Raw genomic sequence first — 18,392 nt, 5'->3', positions numbered from 1 at the left:
CGAGCATTCGAACATGCGCGGCGTATCCTTATGGCGCGGACACCAGAGGAAATCCGCCCGATCCTGATTGTCGAAATCCGTCGTGTCATCATTCCAGCAGCTATTGCAGACATGCCAGTTGATGACGCGATAGGGCGTGTGGAATTCGTTGAGCGGGTGCGTGAAGCCCGAAATCAGCACCACCGGCACGCCGGCTGCCCAGGCAAGCCAGGAGAGGCCGGAGGAAAGTCCCACGAAGACCGAGGCATGGCGCAGCCAGCGCGCGCGCTCGGTCAATGGCCGGTCTCCGGTTTGATCCTCCGCTCCTTGGGGGATGCTGTTGCGGATGAAGCCGCGCGTCTCGGTGTGGGCGCGGTCGATGCAGATCACCCGCAGTCCCAGCGATTTCAGAAAGGCGATTGTTTGATCCCAGCCTTCCGGATTGTTCCAGTATTTCGCCTGGCCGGTCGCCTGCGTCGCGATGCAGGCATAGGGCTCGGCGATGGGCCGGCTTTCATCCGGCAGGGCGAGGCTGGCGCGGAGATCCCGTGCCGCGATTCCGAAGAGATGGGCGGCATTGCCCTGCAGGCTGAGCGACCGGCCTTCGCAGGTGTTCCAGTCCCGATGCCGATCGCCGAAGAACATCATCATCTTGTAGGTCGCGTAATAGACCCGGTCGTCCAGCATGTCCGGCGTCGTGAAACGGATATCGGGATGGGCTCCGGCGAAGAGCGGGATGAGATGCTCGGACATGCAGCAGGTGAGGCGGCAACCCTCTCGCTGCGCAAATGTCGCCGCGTAGGGAAACCAGGCGATGATGTCGCCGAGGGTGCCGATATGGAAGCGGATCAGGACGTCGCGGCCGCGCGCGTCATAGCGGTGGTCGAGCACCGATTTCTCGCCGTCGAACACCTCGACCCGGCCGCGGAAGAACCATTTCTTGGCGCTCGCCACCCGGCCACCGGCAATCTGCGTCTCGAAAAGGTTATTGCCGGTATCGATATCCGACAGGCGAACGCGCCATGTGCCGGTCTCCCGCTGCGGCAGTTCGACGCGAATGCCTTCGTTGAAATCGTAGCGCAGGCCGCCCGGCGCTTCGAGGGCTGGAAGATCGGCGCGCTCAGGCACGGGCGGCGATGGCCGGCACGCGCTTGAGTGTGTTGATCACCTGCGTGCCGGTGATCAGGCGCGTGCATTCGAGCTGCCGGTCCGTGCCCTTATGGCGCGGACAATAGAGATAGTCCTTGTGATCGAACCGGTGCCGCACGTCATTCCAGCAACTGTTGCAGGTATGCCAGTTGATGACGCGATAAGGCGTGTCAAACTCATTGTTGGGATGGGTGAAGCCCGAGATCATCACGGTCGGGCAGCCCGCTGCCCAGGAGAGCCAGGCGAGGCCAGATGACAAGCCAATGAAGGCCGAGGCGTGGCGCAGCCAGCGCGCCCGTTCGGCCAGCGGCCGGTCCCCGGTCTCATCCTCGGCCCCATGAGGGATGTGGTTCCAAACGATGCCCTGGCCATGCACCGGCTTCTGGTCGATGCAGATGACCCGGAAACCGCGCTCCTTCAGGAAGGCGATCACCTCTCGCCAACCATTCGGATTGTTCCACATCTTGGCCTGGGTCGAGGCCTGGACTGCGATGCAGACATAGGGTTCGGGGATCGGTCGGCTTTCGTCCGGGAGCGCCAGGCGCGGCGCCTCCTCCGCCGGATCGACGCCCAGAATATAACCCGCCGTGCGATGCAGACCGACATGACGGAAATCCGTCGGCTGCCACTCGCAGGCGGCATCGTCGAAGAAGAGACCGATGCAATAGGTTGCATAGGCATTCTCCGCGAGCTTTCGCTCTTCGGCTTCCTCGTGGCTGACGAGGGTGAGGTTCGGATAAGCATCCTCGAAGAGAGGCAGGATGAGCTTTGAGAGCGAGCAGGTGACACGCGCGCCGGTGACCTCGGCGAAGCGGGCGGCATAGGGAAACCAGCCCAAGGTATCGCCCAAGGTCCCGACGGGAAGATGGATCAAGACCTCCCGATCCCGCACGTCCTGCTCATGGGTGAAGATGGCGGTCGCTTGGCCGCTCTCGTCCACCTCCCAGATCTCGATTCCGAAGCGGACGAAGAAACGCTTAGCAGAGCGGATGAAGGCACCCTTGTTATCGCTCTGGAACAGGATGTTGCCGGTATCGAGATCGGTCAGGCGAACGCGCCAGCTGCCCTTGGCGCGGCTGGGCAGCACGACCCGCGCGCCATGATTGATGTCGTAGCGAATGCCTTGCGGGCCCTTCTGGGTGGGCAGTTCGGCCGGGGCGGGAAAGCTCGGCTTCGTGGCAGTGGCCGCCGCGCTCGGGGACGTGGCCTCGGCAGGCTGGGTGTCGGTTTCCATTTCGGGCACGGCTTGGGACATCATCGGGAACTCGGCTTCTGGCTCGGACTGACTGCCCCTCGATAGGGCGGTGGGGTCACCGTTGACCAGCCTTATCAGTCATTTGTCACGAAAGGGATCGCGCCCCGGCTGGCCGCGCCTGGCCGGCCGCGCCTGGCTGGCCGCGCCGCCTGCATCTTCACCGGTAGGGGTCTGCGGTATCGAGATAGGTATGCACGAAATGGCTCACGGCCTCCTCCAGCCGCGTGCCGGGCCGGTTGTATCCCGCCGCCTGCAAGCGAGTGGCGTTCGCTTCCGTAAAATACTGGTAGCGCGGGCGCATCGCCTCCGGCATGTCGACGAATCGGATTTTCCTCTCCTGGGCGAGCGCATCGAAGATTGATCCGACAAGGTCGATGAAGCTGCGCGCCTGTCCGCTGCCGAGATTGAACAGGCTCGTTCCGCGGTAGCCGTCCAGCAGCCAGAGGATCGTCTCCGTGATATCGTGAACATAGACGAAATCGCGCAGCTGCTCCCCGTCCTTGTAGTCGGGCCGGTAGCTGCGGAAGAGGTCAATCGTCTCGCCGCGCTTGATCGCCGGGAAATACTTCGACACGAGGCTCATCATCGGCCCCTTGTGGGTTTCGTTCGGACCGAAGACGTTGAAGAATTTGAGCCCGGCGCAGACCGGGGGCAGCCGCTCGCCCGCTTCCATGCGCGTGGCCACGACCTGATCGAAGAGATGCTTGCTCCAGCCGTAAAGGTTGAGCGGTCGCAGTTCCTGGAGATAGCTGAGCGCCATGTTGTCATCAAAACCCTGGGCGCCGTCGCCATAGGTCGCGGCGGAGGAGGCGTAGATCAGCTTGACCTGATGCGTCGTGCACCAGTCGAGAAGGGCGAGGGAAAAGCGGAAGTTCCGCTTCATGATATCGTCCCCGTCCTGGGCGAGGGTGGAGGAATCGGCGCCCATATGGATGATCGCCTCGATATCCGTGCGGCCGTCCAGCCAGCTCATCAGCTCGTCCGGCGGCACCACGTCCTGCAGGATGCGCTTGCGGAGATTCTGCCACTTGCCTTCGCAGCCCAGCAGATCGCAGACGACGACGTCACGCCGGCCGGCCTCGTTGAGGGCGGCGACGATGTTGGAGCCGATGAAGCCGGCTCCGCCGGTGACGACGATCAAATCAGTCTACTCCTCAGGATCCGCGCGGCGGTGACGTAGGCGGAGGTCAGGTGATAGAGACTGCTGGCGGGGGCCGCCATCCGCGCGAAACCGCCATCCTCCAGTCGTTGCTCCATCCAGAGCCCAGCCGGCGCGGGGGCGATATGGGCCTGCAGCACGGCATAGGCCGCGAGGATGCGGTTGTCATCCGGGTCCCGCCGCAGCATTTCGGCTTTCAGCCGTTCCGTTTGCGGCCAGAGGCGCTGACCGGCGGAGGAGACGGTGCCGTCGCTCCAGAGCACGTCCATGAGCGCGCCTGTATCCGGATGAAGTCCGAAGCGGTCGTTGAAACGGGCAAGTGCGCGCATCGCACCATCCAGACTGCCAGGCACCGGCCGCCCATGGGCACGGGTGAGCTGCTCGTGCCATTGCAGCAGCCAGATCCATTCGGCGTGATGTCCGGGCTCGACCACGAACCGCCCATGATCCCGATGCGGCACCAGCCCCCCGTCGAAATATTCCGGCAGCGCGCCTTCCGCCCGCTGGAACATGCGGTTGAGGAAAAGCTCCACGAGACTTTGCGCCCGGTCGAGGAAGGGATCGGGGCCGAAGGCCTCTACCGCCGCGAGACAAGCCTCCAGCAGATGCATATGCGGATTTTGCCGGCGCGGCAGGCTGGGCGGCAGGCTTTCCCCGTAGCCGCCCGCGGGATGGGGAAAGACCTTCTGGAGATAGCGGTCGAGGGCAAGCGCCTCCTCGCGCAGCAGCGGATCGGGCCGCGCCTGCATGGCGGCGGAGAGCGCCAGCAGCACGAAGGCATGGTCGTAAAGATCGCGCCTGGGGTCGATCACGCCGCCCATCAGATCGAAGCGCCAATGGTAGCCGCCGTCGGGATCGAAGGCATGCGTGCGGAGGTAGTGCAGGCCGAGCGCCATCGCCTCCTCCGCCGGCGCGAAGCCCGCCGCCAGCGCCTCGGCGAAGACATAGGTCTGGCGGGTGACGACGCGCAGCCGGCGGAATTCGGCAGCGCAGCGCAGATTCTCCAGTGCGATGAATTCATGAAAGCCGATAGCCTGGCCATCCGCGGCGCGATCGATGCCGTGACTGATCCAGAAGGGCCAGGCCTCGTCTTTCAGCCAGGTCATGGCCGCCTGGGAGGCGGCGAGAAGCGCGGCGCTGGGCTGGGGCATCGTGTTCAGCCCTTGTCGGCCGGGCTCGCGGTTTCGAGCGCGGGGACGACGCTGCCGGTGCCGATGCCAGTCTGCCGCGCATCCATCGCGCCCATGCGGGCGATCATCTCGGTCGTGCTGCTATTGGGCATGTAGGGAATGATCTCGACCCGGCCGCCATAGGCTTCCACTTCCTTCCAGCCCACCACCGTCTCCAGACTGTAATCCCCGCCTTTGAAGAGCACATTGGGGCGGAGTGCGGTAATGAGGTCGAGCGGCGTGTCGGTTGCGAAGAGGATGACGGCGTCCACGGCCTCCAGCGCGGCGGCGACGGTCATGCGCGCGGCCTCGTCCTGCACCGGGCGTTGCGGGCCCTTCAGACGCTTGACCGAGGCATCGGAATTCAGTGCCAGGACCAGCCGATCCACCCGGTTGCGGGACTCGGTCAGCGTCCAGATATGGCCGGGATGCAGCAGGTCGAAACAGCCATTGGTGAAGCCGACCTCCAGGCCCTCCGCCTGCCAGGCTTCCACTTGGTCACGCAGAGCCTCCGGCGCCCCGAAGATCTTGGCCGAGATGCGATGCTCGTGGCGGTGCAGAAGGAGGTCGGACAGTTCCGCGGCTGTCGCGGCGGCGGTGCCCTTCTTGGCGACCGCGATGCCGGCGGCGGCATTGGCGATGCGCGTCGCCTCCGGTCGGGACGCGCCGGCGGCGAGCGCCATGCCGAGAGCCGCGACCAGCGTATCCCCCGCGCCCGAGACATCCGTGACCCGTCGGGCGATGGTCGGGAAGCGCGCCTGCGTGCGGCCCCCTTCCACCAATTGCACCCCGGCCTGGCTGCGCTTGACGACGACCGAGGGCACCCCGGCGGCAGCCGTCACGTCGGCCGCGGCCTCTTCCACCGCGCGGTCGTCCTGCGCAACCGTCCGCCCGAGGGCGAGCGACAGCTCATGCAGATTGGGGGCGATGATGGTGGCCCCCCGGTAGCGGGCAAAATCCTGTCCCTTGGGGTCGACGATGACGGGAATGCCGTGTTGCGCGGCCTCGGCGGCCACCGCTTGTATGAGATTAGGCTGCAGCACGCCTTTCAAATAATCGGAGAAGATCACGACCTCCGCTTGGGCGACGCCTGCGACCGCCCGGCGTGTCAGTTCCTGCAGGATAGGATCTGCCGCCGCGGTCGTGACTTCCCAGTCGAGCCGGAGAAGATGCGTGTTGTATTGCGGATTGACGAGGCGGACCTTGAGCGTCGTGGTGCGCGTGGGGTCGGTTACCAAATCGGGCTCGATGCCCGGGAAGCGGGCGAGTTCCTCGGCGAGTTCTCCGGCGATCGCATCGCCGCCGCAGAGCCCGACCAGATGGCAAAGGCCGCCGAGCGCGAGCACATTCACCGCCACGTTCGCCGCACCCCCCAGCATCTGCTCCTGCCGGTCGGCGGCGAGGATCAAAGATGGGGCCTCGGGGGAGACGCGCTCCGTTCGGCCATAGACAAAGCGGTCGAGCATGACGTCACCGATGACGAGAATCCGCCGGCCGGCCATGGCGGTCAGGATATCGGCGATCGGCTTGGACATCAGAAGGCTCCTGGCAAAGGCGCGTCCGGCCCGTGCGGCCTGCACGCGCTCCGCTTACTCTGCCTAGCCGAAAATGGCCAAATGCCGCTTTCTCGGCTAGGCAGCAGGGCGGGGGCCTCGGCCGCCTAAACCACGATCCATTCTGGCACAGGCGATGGTCCGTATCGATCCCGCTCCGCTTCTGGCCCTTCCCGGCGTGCGCCCCGTATTGGCAGCGCTGCCCGGTGCCCGCATCGTGGGCGGCGCGGTACGCGATCTCCTTGCCGGGCGCCCGGTCGCCGATGTCGACGTGACGACGCCATCGCAGCCCCAGGCCACGATCCGCGCGCTGAAGGCGGCCGGTCTCCGCGCCATCCCCACCGGGATAGCGCATGGCACGGTGACGGCGCTGGCCGAAGGCGGTTCGATCGAGGTGACGACGCTGCGCCGGGATGTGGAGACTGACGGCCGCCACGCCGTCGTCGCCTTCACGGAGGACTTCGCCGAGGATGCCGCGCGGCGGGATTTCACCATCAATGCCATGTCCCTGGGCGCGGACGGCACTCTTTACGACTATTTTGAAGGACGCAGCGATCTCGAAGCGGGGCGCCTGCGCTTCGTGGGTACGCCTGCCGCGCGCATCGCCGAGGACTATCTGCGCGTCCTGCGCTTCTTTCGCTTCCAGAGCCGCTACGGGCGCCTGGCACCGGACGAGGAGACGGCAGCGGCTTTACGGGCGGCCGCGGGAAAGCTCGACACGCTCTCCGCCGAGCGTCTTTGGTCCGAAATGTCCAAAATTCTGTCCGCCAAAGACCCTGGGGACGGCTTGGCGCTCATGGCCGAACTTGGCATCTTTGCCGTCCTGCTGCCGGAGGCGGCGCCCGATTGGCCTGCACGGTTGGACCGGCTGGCGGAGGCTGACGCTCCTGCCGAGCCGTTGCTGCGCCTGGCTGCCCTGATCGGCGATGCCAGGCGGGCCGACCGGCTCGCGCTACGCTGGAAACTGTCCAATGCGGAGCGGGAGCGGCTTTCCGCACTTCTGACCGGAGATTTGCCCGCAGCTGATGCGGATGCAGTCGTGTTGCGCCAGGCGCTGGCCGAAACCGCCGCGGACGTCCTGATCGGCCGGTCTTTCCTGCGCCATCTGCCGGGAGAGGCAGCCGCGGTCTTTCGAAGAAAAATGGCGCTGATTCCCGAGCCGGTCTTTCCCCTGCAGGGCCGGGACGCGGTGGCGATCGGGCTTCAGCCCGGTCCCGCGCTGGGCGCGGCCCTTCGCGCCGTGCGCGCCTGGTGGATCGAACGCGGCTGTGTGGACGATGCCGATGCCTGTCGGGCCGAACTCGCCCGTCTGGCTGGGGTGGCCGGCCGGCCCGCTTCTTGATACACGCCGGCGCGATGAGCACCTTGCCAACTGACGAATCGACGCGCGCCCTGGTTGCCCGGCTCTGGCGCGAGCATCTGCACATTTACAAGGGGCGGATTGTCATCGTCGCGATCCTCACCGCCCTGGTCGCCGGCGCCACCGCCCTCTACCCGGCGGTCATCGACCAGGCCTTCAGCATGTTCGTGCGCAAGGATCAGCGCATCCTCTACCAGATTCCGATCCTCGTTCTCGTTGTGACGGGCTTCAAGGCGGCGGTGCAGTTCGGCCAGTCGGTCGCGACGCAGAACCTCGTCCTGCTCGTGATCCGTGATCTGCAGAACCGCATGTTCGCCCATCTGGTGACCGCGGATCTCCAGCGCATGGAGCGCGAGGCCCCGGCCCAGCTCGCCGCCCGTTTCACGACGGATGCGGCGACGATCCGCGAGGCCATGACCCGCGCCGTCAACGGCGTTTCGGATGCCATGACCGTCGTCGGCCTGCTCGCTTCCATGATCTATATGGACTGGCTCCTGAGCCTTCTCGCCCTGGCCCTTTATCCGCTGGCCGCCGTGCCCATTCAGCGCATCGGCAAGCGCGTGCGCCGCGCCTCCGGCAATATGCAGGAACGCATGGGCGAGACGGCGATGATGTTGAACGAGAGTTTTGCCCAGAGCCGCACGGTACGCGCCTACCGGCTGGAGGAGACGGAGAAGCGGCGCGCCGAGCAGGTGTTTTCCCAGCTCTACCGCGCCTTGCTGCGCATGGTCCGGTCGCGTGCGCGCGTCGATCCCTTGCTGGAGGTGTTGGGCGGCGTGACGGTGGCGCTCGTTATTGGCTTCGCCGGATGGCGCGCGGCGGCGGGGGCCGCGACGCTCGGCAATTTCTCGGGCTTCGTCGCGGCGCTCATGCTCGCCTCCCGGCCGCTGCGGGCGTTGGGCTCCCTCAACTCCGCGGTGCAGGAGGGGCTTGCCGGCCTTGCACGCTCCTTCCATGTCATCGACGAGCCGCCGGGCATCAGTGACGGTCCCGAAGCCAGGCCGCTACCCGCCGGACCCGGCGCGCTCTGTTTTCGCGAGGTGGGCTTCACCTATCCGGACGGACGGCCCGGCCTGCAGGGCCTGAGCTTCGCGGCTCAGCCCGGTCAGACCATCGCGCTGGTCGGCGCCTCGGGCGCAGGCAAATCGACGGCGCTCGCCCTGATCCCGCGCCTCTACGAGGTTGAGAGCGGGGCGATCGAGATCGACGGCGTGGATATCCGGCATACCACCCTGACCAGCTTGCGGGACGCTATTGCCTATGTCGGCCAGGATTCGCTTCTGTTCGACGATAGCGTTGAGGCCAATATCCGCATGGGCCGCCCGGTGGCGAGCGAGGCAGAGGTGCTGGCCGCGATCGAATCGGCCGCGGCCAATTTCATCGCCGATCTGCCGGACGGCGCGCAGACAATTGTCGGCCACAGCGGCAACCGGCTTTCGGGTGGGCAGCGTCAACGCGTCGCCCTTGCCCGCGCCTTCCTGCGCAATCCGCGCATCCTGCTGCTGGACGAGGCCACCAGCGCGCTGGACGCCGGGAGCGAGGCGGCGGTGCAATCGGCCCTCGCACGGCTGCGCAGTGGCCGCACCACGGTTATCGTCGCCCATCGCCTGTCGACGGTGCGGAGTGCCGATCTTGTCGTCGTCATGGCGGAAGGCCGGGCGGTCGAATGGGGCACCCATGCCGAGTTGCAAGCCGAGGACGGTATTTACGCGCGCCTCGTGCGAACCCAAGGACTGATGCCGTGACAAAGGCAAACCCGATCGATGGCGCGATCCGCACGGCCGTGCTGTCGCGCTTCGAGGCACAGGTGGAATTCCTTGCCGCCCTGGTGCGTCAGCCGTCGGATAATCCGCCGGGCGATTGCGCGCCCCATGCGGCGATGACGGCGGGGCTGCTCGAAGCTTTGGGTTTCGAGGTCGAGCGTCACCCGGTGCCGGAGGATGTGGTCAAAGCTTCGGGCATGATCTCGGCGACCAATCTCATCATCCGTCATCGCTTCGGCCTTGGGCCGGTCGTCGCCCTGAACGCCCATGGCGACGTCGTGGCCCCCGGCGAGGGCTGGAGCCACGATCCCTACGGAGCCGAAATCGTCAACGGCCGCATGTTCGGCCGCGGCGTCGCGGTGTCGAAATCCGATTTCGCGACCTATGCCTTCGCGCTGCTCGCCCTTCGGGATGCCGGTGCGGCGCTTGCCGGTACCGTGGAACTGCATCTGACCTATGACGAGGAGACCGGCGGGTTGATCGGCCCGGGTTGGCTTCTGGGTCAGGGGATTTCCAAACCCGACTATGCCATCAGCGCGGGCTTCGCCTATGGCGTGACGATTGCCCACAATGGCTGCCTGCATCTGGACGTGACGGTGCGTGGCCGTTCCGCCCATGCGGCGCGGCCGGAAACGGGCGCCGACGCGCTGGCGGAGGCCACCCGCATTCTCACCGCGCTTTATGATTTTAGGCGGGGTCTGTCGGCGCGCGTGTCCGCCGTGCCGGGCATCGGCCATGCCAATCTCAACGTCGGCCTGATCGCGGGCGGCATCAACACGAATGTCGTTCCGGACAAGGTGAGCTTCCGCATCGACCGCCGCATGATCCCGGAGGAGAATCCACAGGCGGTAGAGCGGGAACTGCGCGACCTCGTCGCCCAGACAGCCACCGGCCTCGCCGGCATTACCGTGGACGTCACGCAAATCCTGGTGGTGCGGCCGATGGAAGTGGTGCCTGGGCAGGAGACACTGGTGGCCGCGATTACCGACGCGGCGCAAACCGTGCTGGGCGAGACCATCGCCGCCGAGGGGACGCCGATCTATTGCGATGCGCGTCTCTATAGCGAGCGCGGCATTCCGACGGTTCTTTATGGCGCCGGTCCGCGCACCATGCTGGAGGCCAACGGCCACCGCGCGGACGAGAATCTGGCGATCGAGGACCTCAAGGTGGCGACGCAGGTGGTCGCCCTCGCGCTCACTCGGCTGCTCGCCGCCTAGGGCCCGACCGATTCAGTTCGGCTCGCGGGACGGATTTGTCTGACCCGTGGGTCAGACCCTGACGCAAACTAAAAGCCCCGCGGCTGTTGAGGCCGCGGGGCTTCGGTCTTCCCGCCTTGGGAAGGCGGGGCGAGACTTACATCTTCTGCTGCACGTTATCCGCCGCGTTGGTTGTCGCCTGGCCGGTATTCTTCACGTCCTGGCCTGCGCCTGCCACGGTGTTGCAGGCGGACAAGCTGATGGCGGCGCCCGCCAGGAGCAGGCCTATCATCGCCGTGCGCAGAAAAGTTCCATCCAAACGCATTACCTTGGTCATGTCCTGATCTCCTGGAGCTGTCATCCAGACGTGGGGTTGTTTGCGCTTTGCGGAAGAACTGTCGCCTTGTCACGTTTCGGTTACGAATAGTGCCCATTCTGACGAATGGGCAGGGGCTGGGGTTTCCGCGAGATTTCGCCTGATCAGGTGGCGTAGGCCGCGCCTAAGATTTCGCGCGAGAAATCACCGTTGCATCCTTCGAGCGTTGTATTGGTCAGCGCCACTGCGCTGAGCCCAGCTTCCGGATCCACCCAGAAGCTGGTGCCATAGACCCCGCCCCAACCCCAACTGCCGGCCGCCATCGGCGCGGTGGCGGCAACCGGATTGCGGAGATGGGAAACGCCGAGGCCGAAACCCCAGCCCGGGCCTGAGAGATCGATGTCGAGAGCCGGCACGGCATCGGCCGTCAGGGCTGCGACAGATTGCTGCGAGAGTATGGGTGCGCCGCCGAGGCGCAGCGCTTCCAGGAAGCGCATGTAGTTAGCCGCCGTGCCGATCATCCCTGCCCCGCCTGAGGGATAGGCTGTCTCGTCATAGGCGCGGCCGGGAGAGAAATGGGCGACGCCGGATTCCTCCTGGGCGAGGGTGAAGGGATCGGTCATGCGGACCGGTTTCGCGTCTGGCGCCGGCCTGTCGGCATAAGGGGTCGCAAGCCGCGTCTCTTCGGTTGCGAGAAAGCCCGTCTCGCTCATCCCGAGCGGCCGTGTGACCCGATCCGCCACGATCTCGGGCAGGGTCTGACCGGTGGCTGCCTGCAGCACGGCGCCGAGCACGTCGGTCGCCAGCGAATAGTGCCAGGAGGAGCCGGGCACGAAGCGCAGAGGCTGACCTGCCAAGCGCCGAAGATTTTCGGCGAGGTCGATGCCCGGCCGATCGATCCCGTCGGAAATCCCGGCCGCAACGTAAGCCGAGGGTTCCGGCTGCAGGAAGCCATAGGAGAGGCCGGCGGTGTGGCTCAACAGGTGGCGGATGCGGATTTCCGCCTCAATGCCATCCGGCGTTTTCGGGCGAAAATCGGGCAGGAAGCGGGTTACAGGATCGTCCAGGGTCAAGAGGCCGGCTTCGGCCAGGGCAAGGGTCGCGACCGAGACGATGGGCTTGGTCATGCTGGCGAGGCGAAAGACCGTGTCCATGGTCATGGGCCGGTTCTCCTCGCGGTCAGCAAGGCCCATCGCCTTCTCATAGAAGGGGCGTCCGTCCCGAAAAATGAGGATGGCCGCGCCGACGAGGCGCCTCTCGGCCAGGACATGATCAAGCAGCGCGTCGATCGCGCTGCGTGCGGCGGCAGAATTCGTCATGCGGCTTTTCCCGGATAGCGGCTTTGGAAATCAGCGTTAGAAATCGGCGTTCTGGCCGTCCGCGAAATCGCCGAAACTGTCAGCAATCGCGAGGATCTCGGGCTCGGCCAGGAAGAGCGTCCTCTGCTCCGGGGTCATGATGCGCCAGGCAACGCGGGCGAGATCCTCCAGATCGGCGATGCGCTGGGACGTATCGGCGACCTCGCCATGAATGCGGGCCATGGCGAAATAGCTCTCGATGTTCTTTGGGTCGAACCCGTGCGGATCCGGTGCGGGCGCCTCGGTGCTCATGCTGCCGTTCCCTTCATTGGCCGCCGGTCGGACGGTCTGGGGGCACGCTCAAACAAACGGGTGGTAGACGCAAGGGCGAACTGTCAGGGCGCTCTACGATGCAAATGACGCGAGGTGCGACATTAGTGCATCGCTGTTGGTCTAATTCGTTGTAGCGAACTATGCACGTAATTCTGGACAAAGCCGCTCAAACCGCTTAATGCTGCGCTGCAACACAACGCATCACAGGAGCCCACCCAATGGCTACGTTTGCTGACCTCAACGGCACCCGGAGCGCCCAGGACAGCTTCGGCAACGCCACCGACTTCCTCGGCTTCACGACTCTCTTCCGGGGCATTGCCCTGCTTCGCCAGGTGATCGCCGAGCGCCGCGCCGAGCGCGCGGAGCGCCTGCAGATGGCCCGCGAACTCGACGCCTATTCGGATCGCGAACTCGGCGAACTCGGCTTCAGCCGCGCCGACCTGCCGCAAATCGTGGCCGGCACCTACGCGCGCTGAAGGCGTGACACCCGGGCGCCTGAACCTGCCCGGGTTCTAAGGTTTGGGAGAGGGGACTGCCCTCTCCAACGGATTGCCCCTGGGCCGCTTCCTCCCGGCACCCAGGCGCGGCGATCCCGCCGGGTCGGCGGTGCCTGACGCATCTCCCACGCCTTGTCAGCGCACGCTGCCCGGCGGGGATAGCCGGATAGCCATCCCACAAAACCTGATCTAGGCTCGGCCGAACACGCGAAGGATCGCTCCGCTTGGCCAAGCCCCGCATGCATCTCGGCTTCGACTTCTCCTATACGCATATGGGAGGGCGCTGGCGGATGCCGGGCGCCTGGCCGGGGCGCCATTTCCCCGATGTCGAGATGTTCGAGGAGATCGCCCGCATCGCCGAGCGCGGTTGCCTCGACATGGTCTTTTCCGGGGACGGCACCGGCATTCCCGACACCTGGCGCGGATCGCCCGATGCGGCGATCGAATGGGGCATCAGCTGGCCGCGTCAGGATCTCAATCCGATCATGGTCGCGATGTCCCGGGTGACGAAGCATCTCGGCTTCGGCCTGACCTATTCCTCGACCTTCATGCACCCCTATTACATGGCGCGGCTGATGAACTCGCTCGACCATCTGACGGGCGGGCGCATTGCCATGAATCTCGTGACCTCGACCCGCAAGTCCGATGCCGCCAATTTCGGTTTCGACGAGCTGATGGAGCACAATAGCCGTTACGAGCGGATGGAGGAGTTCGTCGACGTCTGCCGCAAGCTGTGGGACAGCGCCGAACCCGACGCGATGCTGTGGGATTTCGAATCCGGCCGGGTGACGGACCCCGCGAAGATCCATCATGTCAAACATGAGGGAAAATTCTTTAAAGTGGAGGGCGCGCTGAACACACCGCCTTCCCCCCAGGGGCGGCCGGTGCTGATCCAGGCCGGGGGTTCGCCCCGTGGCATCCGCGCGTCCGCCTATGTCTCCGACTACGTCTTCGGCCCGGACATGGCGCTCGCCCGCCAGGTGAAGCATCGCGCGGCGCTGGACCAGGCATTGGTCGATCTGGGGCGGGATCCTGCCACCGTCGGCATTTTGTGGCAGACCCCGATCGTGGTGGGGGAGACGGAGGCCGAGGCCATTGCCCAGCGCGAAAGGCTGTTGACCGCCATTCCGCAAGAGGCCGTGGGCGCCTATCTCTCCTACAATAACGGCTATGACTTCTCGACCCTGCCAGAGCGATTTACGCTCGCCGAGGTGCAGGAGAAAATCATCGCCGCCCAGGCATCCCCCATCGGCTTCGTGCATGAACTCAGCCTCGCCCTCGGCGCGGGTACCGAAATTTCCCGGGACACCTTTTTCGAGCATGGCGTGAAGAGCGCCACATCCTACGACAAGACGATTGCCGGATCACCCAGCCAGATCGCGGACATTCTGGAAGAGGCGTTCGAGGCCACGGGCAGCCGCGGCGGCTTCATGCTCGGGCACACGGTTTCGGTGCCGGACGACCTGATCCGCATCGTCGATCTTCTGGTGCCGGAACTGCAACGACGCGGCCGCTTCCGCACCGAATATCGCGGCCGCACGCTGCGCGACAATCTGCAGGACATGTGAGCATCATGGCCGAGGGACAGGTTCATACGTTTAGCTGCATCGACGGCCATACCTGCGGGAATCCCGTCCGCCTCGTGTCCGGCGGTGGGCCGCTGCTGCGGGGCGAGACGATGAGCGAGCGGCGGCAGGATTTCATCGCGCGCCATGACTGGGTCCGCCGCGCCCTGATGTTCGAGCCGCGCGGGCATGACGTGATGAGCGGTTCCATCCTCTACCCGCCGACGCGGGAGGATTGCGATATCGGTATTCTGTTCATCGAGGTTTCGGGGTGTTTGCCGATGTGCGGCCATGGCACCATCGGCACGGTGACGATGGCGCTGGAAAACGGCCTCGCCACCCCGCGCGAGGAGGGCGTGCTGGCGCTGGACGCGCCCGCCGGCCGGGTAATCGCACAGTACAAGCGGGACGGGCGTTTCATCGACAGCGTACGCATCCACAATGTCACCTCCTATCTCGCTGCCGCCGATGTGGTGATCGAGGTGCCGGGCCTGGGCGAGCTTGTGGTGGATGTCGCATACGGGGGCAATTTCTACGCGATCATTGACCCGCAGAAGAATTTTGCCGGACTAGAGGCGATCTCGGCGGGCGAGATTCTTCGCCTGAGTCCGATCGTGCGGGGACTGATCAATGAGGCGATCGAGGTTGTGCACCCCGAGGATGCGACCATTCGCGGCATCCGGCATATCCAATGGACCGGTTCCGCGCGGGACGCCCGCGCGCACGGCCGCAATGCCGTGTTCTATGGAGAGAAGGCGATTGACCGGTCTCCCTGCGGGACCGGCACCTCGGCTCGCATGGCGCAGTTAACCGCGCGCGGGAAATTGTCGGTCGGCGATGATTTCATCCATGAGAGCATCATCGGCAGCCTCTTCGAAGGGCGAGTAGAAAGTGCGGCCGCCGTCGGCAACTTTGCTGGCATCCGGCCCAGCATTTCCGGTTGGGCCAGGATGCATGGCTACAACACCATCTTCGTCGATCCCCGCGATCCCTTCTGCCACGGCTTTACCGTCGCGTAATGCGCCTCGATCAGCTCGGCGGGCGGCACTTCTGCCGGTCCGGGACGGAATCCGAGTGACAACGGCAGATACTGATCCCGTCGGCGCACCGCTTATGCGGGTTTGGCGGATCGTGGATGAAGAAGGCGATGCCGCCCGAGTTTGGTGCCACATCAGTTGTTGACTGCCGGGCCTATTGCGACCGCCGTGCCTGTAGGGCAGAGCCTCCGAGCAAGGCGACCCGCGTCTCCTCGTCCGCCGGATAGAAGCACTCCAACGTAAGCTCTGCGAGAGTCACATCCGCCGCGGTGCCGAACACGGTGGTGGTGGACAGGAAAGACAAGCGATCGCCAGTTCCCGGATGGCGCAGAACCAGCGGCACGACGATTGATCCGCTCGCCGTGGGAGGCACGGGAGAGGCCGGAGCCGGTAGCGCCCGCAACTCATCATGGAGGTGAAGCAGGGCGATATCACCCGATGCCTCCGCTTCACGACGGAGACGTTCCAGCAGATGGCGCCGCCATTCGGCCAGATTCAGGATCGATGGCGCTAGCCCCGTTGGCGCGAGACTGAGGCGCAGCACATTCACCGGCGGCTCCAGGAGTTGCGGCGCGACGGCGGAAAGCAGGGGACCGACGGCCCGGTTGGCCGCGATCAGTGTCCAGTGCCGATCCACCGCAAGGGCCGGGAACGGTTCATGTGCGGCAAGCACAGCTTCGACGGCCCGTTTTGCCGCCGCCATGTCTGGCGCGTCGAGCGAGCGCTCTGGATAGTGGGGCGCGAAGCCGCCCGCGAGGAGCAAACGATTGCGTTCGCGCAGCGGCATGCCGAGAGGCTCGGCCAGGCGCAGCAGCATCTCCCGGCTTGGCGTGGCCCGGCCGCTCTCGACGAAGCTGAGGTGGCGCGTGGAGACTGCGGCCTCACCGGCGAGCTCCATCTGACTGAAACGCCGGCGCTGGCGCCATTCGCGGAGAACGTTGCCGATAGTGTCGTGCTGCGGGATCGTGGTCATGCACGTACCTTACCGGGAGAAAATCGGCGCACCATTACCTCCAGGGTAATCGCATAGGGTCCCGCGTCTCGGCATCCTTCGGCACTCAACTGGAGAACAGCCCATGAAATCCCCTCATCAGATCGCATCAGACTATCTTGCCGCCTGGAACACGCCGGACGAGGCGGAGCGCGCGCGTCTTCTCGACGGCTGGGCGGAGAACGCTTGTTATCATGACCCGATGATGACCGGCGAGGATCGTGGCGGCATTGCCGCGATGATTGCGAAAGCGCGCGGTCAGTTTCCCGGACACAGTTTCGCGCTGACCGGCGCGCCGGATGGGCATGGGCCATTCATACGCTTTTCCTGGGCGCTCGCGCCCGCGGGCGGTGCGCCTGTCGCGCACGGCACCGACGTCGTACGCCTCGATGCGGCTGGGCGCATTGCAGAGGTGATCGGCTTCCTCGACGGAGACGCGGCATGAGCCCGCCTTTTGTGGAGACCGCCGGCGGGCACCGCTTGTTCATCCGCGACTGGGGCGAGGGCCCGCCCCTCGTCCTGCTGGCGGGCTGGGCGATGGACTCGCGCATTTGGGGCGAGACAATGGTTGCGCTCAATGCTCGCGGGCTGCGCACGATTGCTTATGATCGGCGCGGGCACGGATGCTCTACGGATCCCGGAAGCGCCCGTTACGACGATCTCGCGGACGATCTGGCCGCTGTGCTCGATGCGCTTGATCTGCACAGCGCAACGCTCGTTTGCCATTCGGGAGCAGGTGGCGAGGCGATCCGTTACATTACCCGGCATGGCCCCGCACGGGTTGCACGCCTCTTTCTTGTCGGGGCGACAGGCCCGCGCATGATAGCGGAGGGCGGCGATGTTGCGGGACTGACACCGCAGGCGATCGAAGCGTTGACCAAACAGCTCTCCACTGATCTGGCTGGTTGGATCGACGAAAACATCGAACCGTTCGCGCCCGGCCACCACCTGCGTCTGGGTCATTGGATGTCAGCGATGGTGTTGGACTGCTCGCGTCGCATCCTCATCGACTTTCAAAAGGCCATTGCGGAGGCGGATTTTCGTGCCGAAGCGGCGGCGTGCCGCGTTCCCGTGACGATCATTCACGGCGATCAGGACGCCTCGGCCCCGATTGACTTGACCGCCCGGCGCTATACGGCACTCGTTCCTGGTGCTCAGCTGCTCATCTACGAAAATGCCGCGCATGGGCTGATGGTCACGCATGCCGCGCGACTCGCGGAGGATATTGCCGAGAGGGTGAGGCAATGAGCGTCGCTTACATCATCGAGTTCCGGGTGAAGTCCGAAGAGCGCCAGCGATTCCTCGACCTGCTGGCCGGGGTGATACAGTCAATGCAGGTCGAGACGGCCTATGTTTGCGCGACCCTTCACGTCGATCCGGCAGATCCTCGGCGTTTTCTTCTGCATGAGATATGGCGAGATCACGACGACGTCATCAACACACAGCTGCATCGGCCCTATCGTCGGGAATGGCATGCTGCATTGCCTAAGCTTCTGATGGAGGATCGGCGGATCACCATCTGGACGCCGTTGGCACTTGGTTCAATGGAGTTGCCATAGGTGACGCCGCCTTGTCCGCAGCCGCGGCCATGGCCCGTCCGGCCTCCTGCTGCTGCGGGCTTGGTGAATCCTGGACGAACAAGGTGACGCCGCCGATTGAACCGCGCGGATCAGGGACCTTCGCCCGTCCTGACGGAGGCCATCGCTTCGAATACGCCGTCGCGCCGCACGAGAGCATGAAACAACGCCGCAGCCAGATGGAGCAGGATCAAG

General features: G+C 65.3%; 19 protein-coding genes. 10 read left to right on the top strand and 9 right to left on the bottom strand.

Annotation, left to right across the window (positions count from 1 at the left end):
- The 5 genes from VL752_RS16795 to VL752_RS16775 form a co-directional block, all read right to left on the bottom strand.
- Positions 1-1,107, bottom strand: a 1,107-nt coding sequence (locus VL752_RS16795) for an autotransporter strand-loop-strand O-heptosyltransferase (RefSeq protein ID WP_325357011.1), incomplete at its 3' end; no start/stop codon positions are given.
- Positions 1,100-2,386 (bottom strand): autotransporter strand-loop-strand O-heptosyltransferase, encoded by a 1,287-nt coding sequence (locus VL752_RS16790; RefSeq protein WP_325357010.1) that lies wholly within the window; start codon positions 2,384-2,386, stop codon positions 1,100-1,102. The genes VL752_RS16795 and VL752_RS16790, both read right to left, overlap by 8 nt.
- A 154-nt stretch (positions 2,387-2,540) precedes the next feature.
- Entirely contained in the window at positions 2,541-3,524 is a 984-nt protein-coding gene (gene rfaD, locus VL752_RS16785; RefSeq protein ID WP_325357009.1) for an ADP-glyceromanno-heptose 6-epimerase, read from the bottom strand.
- The gene (locus VL752_RS16780) at positions 3,521-4,693 is read right to left on the bottom strand and encodes an AGE family epimerase/isomerase (RefSeq protein ID WP_325357008.1); all 1,173 of its coding nucleotides are present in this window, start codon (positions 4,691-4,693) and stop codon (positions 3,521-3,523) included. Before VL752_RS16780 ends, rfaD begins: the two co-directional genes overlap by 4 nt.
- A 5-nt stretch (positions 4,694-4,698) precedes the next feature.
- Positions 4,699-6,246 (bottom strand): PfkB family carbohydrate kinase, encoded by a 1,548-nt coding sequence (locus tag VL752_RS16775; RefSeq protein WP_325357007.1) that lies wholly within the window; start codon positions 6,244-6,246, stop codon positions 4,699-4,701.
- Positions 6,247-6,400: 154 nt separating this feature from the next.
- Between VL752_RS16775 and VL752_RS16770 the strand changes: the two genes are divergently transcribed.
- From VL752_RS16770 to VL752_RS16760, 3 genes are read left to right on the top strand one after another with little or no spacing between them, the layout of a single operon-like run.
- Positions 6,401-7,606 carry a CCA tRNA nucleotidyltransferase gene (locus VL752_RS16770; protein ID WP_325357006.1) on the top strand — a complete coding sequence of 402 codons (1,206 nt, stop codon included), beginning with the start codon at positions 6,401-6,403 and terminating at the stop codon, positions 7,604-7,606.
- Positions 7,607-7,620: 14 nt separating this feature from the next.
- Entirely contained in the window at positions 7,621-9,369 is a 1,749-nt protein-coding gene (locus VL752_RS16765; RefSeq protein WP_325357005.1) for an ABC transporter ATP-binding protein, read from the top strand.
- On the top strand, positions 9,366-10,604 hold the full coding sequence (locus tag VL752_RS16760) for an ArgE/DapE family deacylase (RefSeq protein WP_325357004.1): 1,239 nt from the start codon (positions 9,366-9,368) through the stop codon (positions 10,602-10,604). Before VL752_RS16765 ends, VL752_RS16760 begins: the two co-directional genes overlap by 4 nt.
- 136 nt (positions 10,605-10,740) lie before the next feature.
- Here VL752_RS16760 and VL752_RS16755 read toward each other — a convergent pair whose 3' ends face one another.
- The 3 genes from VL752_RS16755 to VL752_RS16745 form a co-directional block, all read right to left on the bottom strand.
- Entirely contained in the window at positions 10,741-10,920 is a 180-nt protein-coding gene (locus VL752_RS16755) for an entericidin A/B family lipoprotein (protein WP_325357003.1), read from the bottom strand.
- Positions 10,921-11,063: 143 nt separating this feature from the next.
- Positions 11,064-12,218, bottom strand: a complete 1,155-nt coding sequence (locus tag VL752_RS16750; RefSeq protein WP_325357002.1) for a serine hydrolase domain-containing protein — start codon at positions 12,216-12,218, stop codon at positions 11,064-11,066.
- A gap of 36 nt (positions 12,219-12,254) precedes the next feature.
- Positions 12,255-12,509 carry a hypothetical protein gene (locus VL752_RS16745; protein WP_325357001.1) on the bottom strand — a complete coding sequence of 85 codons (255 nt, stop codon included), beginning with the start codon at positions 12,507-12,509 and terminating at the stop codon, positions 12,255-12,257.
- A gap of 239 nt (positions 12,510-12,748) precedes the next feature.
- Here VL752_RS16745 and VL752_RS16740 point away from each other — a divergent pair, with 239 nt between their 5' ends.
- The 3 genes from VL752_RS16740 to VL752_RS16730 all read left to right on the top strand — a co-directional run bounded on the left by VL752_RS16740 (position 12,749) and on the right by VL752_RS16730 (position 15,611).
- Positions 12,749-13,006, top strand: coding sequence for a hypothetical protein (locus VL752_RS16740; RefSeq protein ID WP_325357000.1), 258 nt, complete (start codon positions 12,749-12,751; stop codon positions 13,004-13,006).
- A gap of 245 nt (positions 13,007-13,251) precedes the next feature.
- Positions 13,252-14,595: an NtaA/DmoA family FMN-dependent monooxygenase gene (locus tag VL752_RS16735; protein WP_325356999.1), complete on the top strand. Its 1,344-nt coding sequence runs from the start codon at positions 13,252-13,254 to the stop codon at positions 14,593-14,595.
- 5 nt (positions 14,596-14,600) lie between these two features.
- The gene (locus VL752_RS16730) at positions 14,601-15,611 is read left to right on the top strand and encodes a 4-hydroxyproline epimerase (RefSeq protein ID WP_325356998.1); all 1,011 of its coding nucleotides are present in this window, start codon (positions 14,601-14,603) and stop codon (positions 15,609-15,611) included.
- Positions 15,612-15,783: 172 nt separating this feature from the next.
- Here VL752_RS16730 and VL752_RS16725 read toward each other — a convergent pair whose 3' ends face one another.
- Positions 15,784-16,602, bottom strand: coding sequence for a helix-turn-helix domain-containing protein (locus VL752_RS16725; protein ID WP_325356997.1), 819 nt, complete (start codon positions 16,600-16,602; stop codon positions 15,784-15,786).
- Positions 16,603-16,705: 103 nt separating this feature from the next.
- Here VL752_RS16725 and VL752_RS16720 point away from each other — a divergent pair, with 103 nt between their 5' ends.
- From VL752_RS16720 to VL752_RS16705, 4 genes are all read left to right on the top strand, one after another.
- The gene (locus VL752_RS16720) at positions 16,706-17,065 is read left to right on the top strand and encodes a nuclear transport factor 2 family protein (RefSeq protein ID WP_325356996.1); all 360 of its coding nucleotides are present in this window, start codon (positions 16,706-16,708) and stop codon (positions 17,063-17,065) included.
- Complete coding sequence (locus tag VL752_RS16715; protein WP_325356995.1) at positions 17,062-17,868, top strand: alpha/beta fold hydrolase; 807 nt, start codon at positions 17,062-17,064, stop codon at positions 17,866-17,868. Before VL752_RS16720 ends, VL752_RS16715 begins: the two co-directional genes overlap by 4 nt.
- On the top strand, positions 17,865-18,179 hold the full coding sequence (locus VL752_RS16710; RefSeq protein WP_325356994.1) for a putative quinol monooxygenase: 315 nt from the start codon (positions 17,865-17,867) through the stop codon (positions 18,177-18,179). Before VL752_RS16715 ends, VL752_RS16710 begins: the two co-directional genes overlap by 4 nt.
- Positions 18,180-18,208: 29 nt before the next feature.
- The coding region (locus VL752_RS16705) for a hypothetical protein (RefSeq protein ID WP_325356993.1) at positions 18,209-18,392 on the top strand (184 nt) is incomplete at its 3' end.

This window comes from Acidisoma sp., from assembly GCF_035492295.1.
In the GTDB taxonomy this organism is placed as follows: domain Bacteria; phylum Pseudomonadota; class Alphaproteobacteria; order Acetobacterales; family Acetobacteraceae; genus Acidisoma.
This window is presented reverse-complemented; position numbering and strand designations above follow the sequence as displayed.

What these genes read in the sequence shown, in the direction of transcription:
- VL752_RS16790 (WP_325357010.1), bottom strand. Translation starts at nt 2,386, where the DNA reads ATGATGTCCCAAGCCGTGCCCGAAATGGAAACCGACACCCAGCCTGCC.
- VL752_RS16780 (WP_325357008.1), bottom strand. Translation starts at nt 4,693, where the DNA reads ATGCCCCAGCCCAGCGCCGCGCTTCTCGCCGCCTCCCAGGCGGCCATG.
- VL752_RS16775 (WP_325357007.1), bottom strand. Translation starts at nt 6,246, where the DNA reads ATGTCCAAGCCGATCGCCGATATCCTGACCGCCATGGCCGGCCGGCGG.
- VL752_RS16770 (WP_325357006.1), top strand. Translation starts at nt 6,401, where the DNA reads ATGGTCCGTATCGATCCCGCTCCGCTTCTGGCCCTTCCCGGCGTGCGC.
- VL752_RS16765 (WP_325357005.1), top strand. Translation starts at nt 7,621, where the DNA reads ATGAGCACCTTGCCAACTGACGAATCGACGCGCGCCCTGGTTGCCCGG.
- VL752_RS16755 (WP_325357003.1), bottom strand. Translation starts at nt 10,920, where the DNA reads ATGACCAAGGTAATGCGTTTGGATGGAACTTTTCTGCGCACGGCGATG.
- VL752_RS16750 (WP_325357002.1), bottom strand. Translation starts at nt 12,218, where the DNA reads ATGACGAATTCTGCCGCCGCACGCAGCGCGATCGACGCGCTGCTTGAT.
- VL752_RS16745 (WP_325357001.1), bottom strand. Translation starts at nt 12,509, where the DNA reads ATGAGCACCGAGGCGCCCGCACCGGATCCGCACGGGTTCGACCCAAAG.
- VL752_RS16740 (WP_325357000.1), top strand. Translation starts at nt 12,749, where the DNA reads ATGGCTACGTTTGCTGACCTCAACGGCACCCGGAGCGCCCAGGACAGC.
- VL752_RS16730 (WP_325356998.1), top strand. Translation starts at nt 14,601, where the DNA reads ATGGCCGAGGGACAGGTTCATACGTTTAGCTGCATCGACGGCCATACC.
- VL752_RS16725 (WP_325356997.1), bottom strand. Translation starts at nt 16,602, where the DNA reads ATGACCACGATCCCGCAGCACGACACTATCGGCAACGTTCTCCGCGAA.
- VL752_RS16720 (WP_325356996.1), top strand. Translation starts at nt 16,706, where the DNA reads ATGAAATCCCCTCATCAGATCGCATCAGACTATCTTGCCGCCTGGAAC.
- VL752_RS16715 (WP_325356995.1), top strand. Translation starts at nt 17,062, where the DNA reads ATGAGCCCGCCTTTTGTGGAGACCGCCGGCGGGCACCGCTTGTTCATC.
- VL752_RS16710 (WP_325356994.1), top strand. Translation starts at nt 17,865, where the DNA reads ATGAGCGTCGCTTACATCATCGAGTTCCGGGTGAAGTCCGAAGAGCGC.